This window comes from Bacteroides sp. 2201st1_D9_2201SCRN_220225, from assembly GCF_040928965.1.
Classification (GTDB): domain Bacteria; phylum Bacteroidota; class Bacteroidia; order Bacteroidales; family Bacteroidaceae; genus Bacteroides; species Bacteroides stercoris.
In genome coordinates this window covers 1-7,962 of record NZ_JBCODG010000115.1, presented here as the reverse complement: position 1 = coordinate 7,962, position 7,962 = coordinate 1, and the positions used below count along the sequence as shown (strand labels likewise).

Below are 7,962 nucleotides of genomic sequence, written 5' to 3'. Positions count from 1 at the left end.
ACGCCATAAAGATAGGGGTGGTCTTGATTTTTTCATATCCCACTGGCATATAAATCGTGATTTATATCTAAATTTGCATTTGTATGAAACAAATTCTCTACTCACGGTCGCGCATCATCGAAGCCCTGATTCATATCATCGGCTGGGGAATTGTATTTGCTTTTCCTTTCGTGATGATGACACGCAGCGGTTTCACCATTACATGGATGGAATACCTGCGTCATGGCAGCATTGTTCCGCTATCTTTTCTTATCGTATTCTACTGCAATTACTGCTTCCTCATTCCCCGTTATCTGTTCGAGGGGCGCATACGGCAGTATCTCCTGCTGAACATACTGCTGATAGCTTGCGTTACAGCCGGTGTACACTTTTGGCAGGAGTACGCATTCCACACCTACGCAAAAGCCGACGGTGAGGGCCAAAGGCACATCGGTCCGCCGAAGTGGATATTCATCATGCGCGATTTCTTTTCCATGATACTTACCGTAGGGTTGAGTGCGGCCATTCGCCTCAGCGGACGTTGGGTGCAGGTGGAAGCCGCCCGCCGCGAAGCCGAAAAAAGTCGCACGGAAGCCGAATTAAAGAATCTCCGCAACCAGCTCAACCCGCATTTCCTGCTCAACACGCTGAACAATATCTACGCACTCATTGCCTTTGATACGGATAAGGCACAAACAGCCGTACAGGAACTGAGCCGTTTATTGCGCCATGTCCTTTACGACAATCAGCAGAACTTCGTAACTTTAGGCAAGGAAATGGATTTCATCAAGAACTACATCGCCTTGATGCGCATCCGTCTCTCGTCCAACGTCACTGTTGAAACGCGTTTCGATATTCGTCCCGACAGCCCTACGGAGATTGCCCCGCTGATATTCATCTCCCTCATAGAGAATGCTTTCAAACATGGCATCTCTCCCACCGAGCCCAGCCATATCCGTATATATTTCAGCGAGAACGTGCATGAAGTACGTTGCGAAATAACCAACAGCTACCACCCCAAGAGCGAAGCCGACAAAAGCGGCAGCGGCATCGGACTGGAACAAGTAGGCAAGCGTCTGGAACTGACCTATCCCGGCCGGTACGCATGGAAGCACGGCATAAGTGAGGACGGAAAAGAATATAAATCGGTTTTAACAATCAATTACTGACAACATGAATCTGAAGTGCGCAATCGTAGATGACGAACCGCTGGCCCTGAACCTTTTGGAGAGCTACGTCAACAAAACCCCGTTTCTGGAGCTTGCCGGCAAATACTCCAGTGCAGTGCAAGCGATGAGCGACTTGCCGGACAAACGTATCGACCTTCTTTTTCTCGATATCCAAATGCCCGAACTCAACGGCCTGGAATTCTCCAGAATGGTAGATACACATACCCGTATCGTTTTCACCACCGCCTTCGACCAATATGCCATAGACGGGTATAGGGTCAACGCCCTCGATTATCTGCTGAAACCCATCTCGTATGCAGACTTTCTGCAAGCCGCCAATAAAGCAGTGAAGTGGTTCGAACTGCTGCAACAGCCCCAAGAGGAAATTGAAAGCATCTTCGTAAAAAGTGATTACAAACTGATACAAGTGGAGCTCAAAAATATTCTTTACATCGAAGGCTTGAAAGATTATATCAAAATCTATGAGGAGAACTCTCCCAAACCCATTCTCTCGCTCATGAGCATGAAGTCCATAGAAGAACTTCTGCCTGCTTCACGCTTCATACGCGTGCATCGTTCCTATATCGTCCAAAAAGACAAAATACGTATCATCGACCGTGGACGTATTGTCTTTGGCAAGAACTATATCCCCGTCAGTGACAGTTATAAACAAATATTCCAAGATTTTCTTAATAAAAGGAGTTAAAAATACCCTTATAGGTTTATATTTTATTGAAATCGGGCTATTTCTAATAATATCCTATTGCATATTAAAAGATGTTTTTTTACCTTTGCCGCGAACAGATAGGAGTTGTGAAACTCCCCCAATAGAATAGTTTAGTTAAGTCTAGTTTAGTTTTTGTGTAAAGCACTTCCTCCGTAAGCGAACGTTGGAAGTGCTTTTATTTTAGGTATATCAAGCAGTTACGGAAAAAGTGCATTTCCAATATTTCGCAGCAGGTTGCAAAATTTGATTGTCGGACGATTGTCGGACACCGATTTTATTACTAACAAATTGTCGCAACTTTATTAAACAAAAATATGGCAACGCTTAAACTTTGTATCGTACCTGCAAAAGTGCTTATCAACGGAAAGCACAAAGTAAGAATATCACTGGCCCATAATTCCAATACCAGATATATTCCAACAAACTGTATTATTGACACCCTATCACAATTCAAAGAGGGGCAAGTTATCAATCATCCGGAAGCCGCTTCAATGAACATGAAACTTCGGAATCTACTTAACCATTATCAGAATGTTATTGACAACATATATGATGTGGATGTATATTCATGTTCCGAGCTCCGAGAAATCATCATAAAAAAGAAAGACTACACCAATGCCAAGTTTTCCTCTGCAATGACATCTTATCTGTCAGAACTCGCAGAGGAGAAAAGAAACAAATCTGAAAAGTTGTATCGTTTGGCATGCCAATCATTCATCAAGTCACAAGGTGATTTGCTACTTTCAATGATTACGCCTCGAAACATCAAGCATTTTGAAATGGACCTTGAAGACAAACGGCTCTCTCCTACCACCATTAAAATCTACCTTACATTACTCAAAGTAATTATCAACTATGCCAAGAAACATAATATGGTCAGATATGAAGTAGAGCCGTTTGAGTTCTGCAGAATGCCGTCAGCCAATATACGTGAATTAGACCTTAGCATTGATGAAATAAAGGCAATCCGAGATATGGAAATTCCTAAATACAATATCGGAGTAGTACGTGATATTTTCATGTTAAGCTATTACTTGGGTGGTATCAATCTTGTAGATATGCTTGATATTGATTTCCGAAAAGAATGGATAGAATATTACCGGCGAAAAACAAAGAACAAAAAAAGTGGTGAAAGTAAAACGGCATTCTCCGTCCAGCCGGAAGCAAGGGAAATCATAAACAAATATATGCAGAAGAATGGTAAACTTGTTTTTGGTAAGTATAAAACATTCGGGCAATGTTATTCTGTTGTATCCCGTAAAATGGAAGAACTCTCCAAAATAGCAGGGATAAGAAAGCATGTGGTTTATTATTCTGCACGTAAATCATTCGTTCAACATGGATTCGAATTAGGTATATCCTTAGAAATTCTTGAATATTGTATCGGCCAATCAATGAAAACGAACCGTCCTATATTCAACTATTTTCGAGTAATGCGAAAACACGCTGATGATGCAATGAGGAAAATCTTCGACAGCTTAAAGTGATTGTTCCTGGACAAAAGCTATTGCTTCGGCAGTGGCTTCTTCCCTCTCCTTTTCTACATCAGAGTTCAAACGGTCTATTAACTCCATATTTCCCGTTATCGCGGTTTTCACGTAATCGGAATACGTGAGACCGTTAGCTGATAATGACCGTAGCCAATGAAAGCCTTTGTAAGCTTTGGAGAGGATGATTGAGATTTACCCATAATGCAACGGATTAAGAAGCGGAAAAAAGAACGGTTCCGCTTTCCCGTTGCGTTACATATTCTCAAATAGGAGGATACAGTGAAACCATTAAGCTATCACACAGGGGGCAGAACCGTATATGAATAAGCTACTGGCAAAATCAATCACCAGTAGCTTTATGGTCGGAATATTACTATTCCTCCTATTCAATAAAATATGTAACGCACTGTAAATATGGAAAAAATATACGAGATAGCGAAAATAATTCATGCAATGTTTGTATAATAATCAAAAGATTATTACCTTTGTAATGTCAAATAACAAAAGTAATCAACATGAGTAACGAACAAATTAAAAAGGATTTGCTTATACAAAGAGCATTCCTCAAAAAAGAACTAGACCAACTAAGATTTATCGCCGAAGTTACCGGAACAAACCAAGAAAAAGAGATTGACAAAAGGTTAGACCGGTTACTGACAATCGACAAAGTCTTAAAAGAGTTAGAAAAAAAGAAGTAAAACAAAGCCCCTCTCTCCGGAGAGGGCACTAAAAATAAATATATGGCACTGAAAGATGAATTACTGGCATTAAAGCCACTACTTGGTACAGACTCTCCAGAGTTCTATACCAGAATGACAGAAATAGCAGCCAAGTACACTTCGGAAGAAGATAAGAAAGCTATTGCCAACTTTGTATCAGAGCGCTTACAGAACATTGATAAGAAACTGGATGTTATAGAAGAGAGCGCAATCAAACTACAGCTGCAAGAAGTGGCCGAAATAGTCTCTCTAAGCTATCTTGCGAAGAAATACTTTAATAAAAGTAGGTCATGGCTGTATCAGAGATTAAATGGTAATCTGGTAAACGGAAAACCGGCACGCTTCACACAAGAAGAATTACAGACATTTAACGATGCCCTACAGGACATTTCTAAAAAAATAGGCTCACTTAGTATCTCATATTGATACTCTGTTATTTGACACCATCCCCGTAGTTGAGCCGCTACGGGGATTTTTCATCTCAATTACCTATCATCAGCTCCCAATTATCCATAATAATCATATCCCAATGCGGCACGTCAAATTCATTATTGACCGACACCCCATATACAGAAAGACTCTTGCCGGCACTGTCAAACTCAGTCAAAGCCGTTTCCTCTCCTTTCTGGATACGGAGATTCATAAAGTCTGTCATTTGTTCCCAATCGGTAGGACCGATGAATAATGATTCTATGAAACGCCCTTTCACGGGTGCACCAATGGCGGTATCCTTAATGCGTTCCAAATATGATAAAGCCTCGTTGTAAGTCATGTGGGCAAAGATAGCAAAATATAGTGAAAAGGGACGACTATTCAGCCATCCCTTCTACAAATTCCTTCAACCGGTAAAGCCGGATGATAGCCGGATTATAAAACGCATCCGGATAATGCTGCTTGATGTCGTTAATGTTCGCCCGAACATACAAAGACGTGTCGTAGATATGCTCAGATTCACTCAATACTACTTCTTTCGGTAACTGTGCTGTTTCCGCCCAGTGCATGATTGCCTGTACTGAGGCTTCGTCAAATTGGTATTCTTCTTGTATCATGGCCATTATTCATTTAAGCAACTCACTCAGTGGAATTACCTCAGTCTTATATTTGGGTGGCATAAATAAAATTTCATTTATATTCTTAGGAAAATGCCATTTTTCGTTCTCTTTTACAGCTTCAATTAAATCTCCTCTTCTAACAAGATAATCAAACCTGCTTTTCGCATCATTATGCTTAAAATAAAAGAATTTATCCCCATTATGATATTTCGGACACCATATATCACATTCATAGCTTAAGATTGGAGTACCATCATAATCACACCGAACAGCACCTTTATCCTTGATAAAAAAGGGAATTGCATTTTTATAGTGTTCCTTAGCAAGAAAAACATACTGTTTGAAATATGCACTCTTATCAACATATTTAGCTATCTGTTTCACATAATCACGATCATCACCAAGGGCTATTACAAAATTTACTTGATTAAAACTACTGCTAACTAATATTGTATGTAAAGCATATAGTTTAGTACCATAATATTGTGTAACCGTAAATTTACATTCTGTACATTTATATGGAATAGGATTATCTTTTTTCTGAATCATAGTATTATAAAATCAAAGTTACTTCACAAAAATACAAATCAAGGAAGAATTATCAAATAGAAACGGACAAAAAGCTTTAATGGAAGCCAAAGCACGTCATAAACAAGTCTGAATTTTTAGCCATAAAAGGAAAGACAGTTCAGTAAGTTTCCTTTCCTTTTATATAATTTATCCCCCTACTATCCATACCTTTTTTCCAAACATTATATACAATATGAGACAAATAATTGCAGTTCTCACTTATAACGTTTTCATCGACTGTGAATTCATTACATCCTATAGCCTGATTAGATTTACAATATTTTTCAATGCCTTTCTTTTTATATAGACAACATAGCCTTTGATTTGTATAGCTATTTTCCTTATAATATTTACATAAAAAACAGTTCTTTGCATTTTCGTAATTCTTATATACAATTGCCCAACCAAAGACAAAAGGGTTTATCCATATAGTACGATTTGCCAAATAATCGAATGTAATCTCAAATATAGCAGATGAATGTCTCTGAGTATATATTTTGCAATTGCTACGATTACTCGGACAAAACCCTTGCATAGAATCTAATAATACGAACTTATTAAGCATCAAACCTTCAGTTTCAGATATTCTACATCTACGTTTAAAATTATAAAAATTCACTCGTTCGCTCTCGGAAATCATTCCACTTTGTATAATAGTATTCAGTTCATATTCTGAATTTAGAGCCACCTCAATAATACGTATCCCAGACCCTAACTTCCCCTTCTCACACTGATGTGAAACTAAAATTTCGATGAAAACAGGTTCATATTTATTCTCCGAATTGGTAAGAAGCAAATCTGCACGAAACCCCTTATATGTTTTTTCTCGAGTGATTACATTGTAATAATTCTTTAAGTTAAAAGATTGGCTCGTTTCTTTCTCACAATAATAAGAAGAAGTATAGTCATCATGATTCCATAGACAATGTTCAAAATTAGAGCATCTATCTTTTGTTTTAAAAGAGATATTTAATGCACCATCTGAATTAAACCACTCTTCAATTCTTTTCTTAGCAAGAGCATGAAGATAAGTTTCATAGCTACAGTTTTGCGGTCTTATCTTATGAGCATAATGCTTTACTTTAACAGAACCTTCTTTTACAACCATTTCTCCTTTACAATGAGGACATCGATATTCTATTCCTTTCTGAGCATTTTCAATACCAACACACTTTTCATTCTTATCAAGAGCATACGTATATTTGAGTTCTGTCATAATATTAAATCTACCAACCATTCCTATTAGTAAAATTGAACTATCTCTCTTTGTTTATATCTATAAAACTAATATTATTATATTCTCCAAATTTAGCTTGCTGATTATTTGTCAAAATTTTAATTTGCCACTTCATATCATCATAAGAGTTTTGTCCATAGTGATAAAATATAAATTCTTTTTCTTTACACCCAAATTGAGTTTGTCGTCTAAAAAAATCATCAAAATAAGAATGGTCGGTTTGCCCCAAAGAGTATCCAAAAAATATTATTCTTTCTGCGTTATCCAAAATATAAGGTAAACCCTTTACTTTTTGATAAGGACTATGAGATTTATACAAAAAAACATGCTTTTTATCTACTTGGGCATTATCTTCTACGCCAAATACAAAGCCATTCTTTAATGTACCGTGTACGTGGTTAATTATATATTCTGATTCATTATATGAAATATCACTTAGTATATTTTCAATTGTATTGGTATAATTAAATGTAAGGATATATACAGGGGATAACTTAAACGCTTGATCTAATACATAAGTGCCCATAGCTGAGAAATAGTTCCCTTCTTTAGTCACCTCCATCAAATATGACTTTAAATGAGAGCACAATTCATTGTATTCATCACGCAATGTATCACCCTTTTTAGGTTTACCTTCTATATATATTCTTGGAAGAAAAGTACTTTGTGAATACACACTTAACTCATTTTCAATATCAATCCATAAATTTAAAGATTGCTTCTTCCGAAGATAGTCCACCAAAAAATTGTTCTTTATATCAGAAAACCAATGGCTTTTCATAAAATCCTTATAAGAAGTTTTCAGACCAAGATTTAAATCAAACCCGTTACCTACAACAAACACTGTTTTATAGTTTTGCAATTCATCCATAGTATTATAAAATCAAAGTTAATCTACAAAAATACAAAGCCAAGAGGTATTATCAAATAAAAAGTAAATAAAAAAGGGTCAATGTAAAAACCTGAGGGGTAATATTTGTAAAAATCCTATCTTTGCATAAAACTAACTCAGAAATCTT

Annotated in this window: 10 protein-coding genes; 5 read left to right on the top strand and 5 right to left on the bottom strand. The window is 37.2% G+C overall.

Annotated features, from left to right (window positions below):
• Nucleotides 1–83: 83 nt before the first annotated feature.
• The 5 genes from AB5903_RS21335 to AB5903_RS21315 all read left to right on the top strand — a co-directional run bounded on the left by AB5903_RS21335 (nt 84) and on the right by AB5903_RS21315 (nt 4,510).
• Nucleotides 84–1,148: a sensor histidine kinase gene (locus AB5903_RS21335; protein ID WP_016662353.1), complete on the top strand. Its 1,065-nt coding sequence runs from the start codon at nt 84–86 to the stop codon at nt 1,146–1,148.
• 4 nt (nt 1,149–1,152) lie between these two features.
• Nucleotides 1,153–1,854 (top strand): LytTR family DNA-binding domain-containing protein, encoded by a 702-nt coding sequence (locus tag AB5903_RS21330; protein ID WP_117906950.1) that lies wholly within the window; start codon nt 1,153–1,155, stop codon nt 1,852–1,854.
• Nucleotides 1,855–2,189: 335 nt separating this feature from the next.
• Entirely contained in the window at nt 2,190–3,362 is a 1,173-nt protein-coding gene (locus AB5903_RS21325; protein ID WP_005651844.1) for a phage integrase SAM-like domain-containing protein, read from the top strand.
• 518 nt (nt 3,363–3,880) lie between these two features.
• A complete protein-coding gene (locus AB5903_RS21320; RefSeq protein ID WP_005651846.1) occupies nt 3,881–4,063 on the top strand; it encodes a hypothetical protein in 183 nt (60 codons plus the stop codon).
• 42 nt (nt 4,064–4,105) lie between these two features.
• A complete protein-coding gene (locus AB5903_RS21315) occupies nt 4,106–4,510 on the top strand; it encodes a DUF5053 domain-containing protein (protein WP_005651848.1) in 405 nt (134 codons plus the stop codon).
• Nucleotides 4,511–4,565: 55 nt separating this feature from the next.
• Here the strand turns inward: AB5903_RS21315 and AB5903_RS21310 are convergent, their stop codons facing one another.
• The 5 genes from AB5903_RS21310 to AB5903_RS21290 all read right to left on the bottom strand — a co-directional run bounded on the left by AB5903_RS21310 (nt 4,566) and on the right by AB5903_RS21290 (nt 7,814).
• Nucleotides 4,566–4,856: a hypothetical protein gene (locus AB5903_RS21310; protein WP_005651850.1), complete on the bottom strand. Its 291-nt coding sequence runs from the start codon at nt 4,854–4,856 to the stop codon at nt 4,566–4,568.
• Nucleotides 4,857–4,893: 37 nt separating this feature from the next.
• The gene (locus tag AB5903_RS21305) at nt 4,894–5,133 is read right to left on the bottom strand and encodes a hypothetical protein (protein WP_139168198.1); all 240 of its coding nucleotides are present in this window, start codon (nt 5,131–5,133) and stop codon (nt 4,894–4,896) included.
• Nucleotides 5,134–5,142: 9 nt separating this feature from the next.
• Nucleotides 5,143–5,685 (bottom strand): hypothetical protein, encoded by a 543-nt coding sequence (locus tag AB5903_RS21300; protein ID WP_368118253.1) that lies wholly within the window; start codon nt 5,683–5,685, stop codon nt 5,143–5,145.
• A 139-nt stretch (nt 5,686–5,824) separates the two neighbouring features.
• Nucleotides 5,825–6,922 carry a competence protein CoiA family protein gene (locus AB5903_RS21295; RefSeq protein ID WP_217716489.1) on the bottom strand — a complete coding sequence of 366 codons (1,098 nt, stop codon included), beginning with the start codon at nt 6,920–6,922 and terminating at the stop codon, nt 5,825–5,827.
• 40 nt (nt 6,923–6,962) lie between these two features.
• Entirely contained in the window at nt 6,963–7,814 is an 852-nt protein-coding gene (locus tag AB5903_RS21290; protein WP_005651856.1) for an AbiH family protein, read from the bottom strand.
• Nucleotides 7,815–7,962 lie beyond the last annotated feature (148 nt).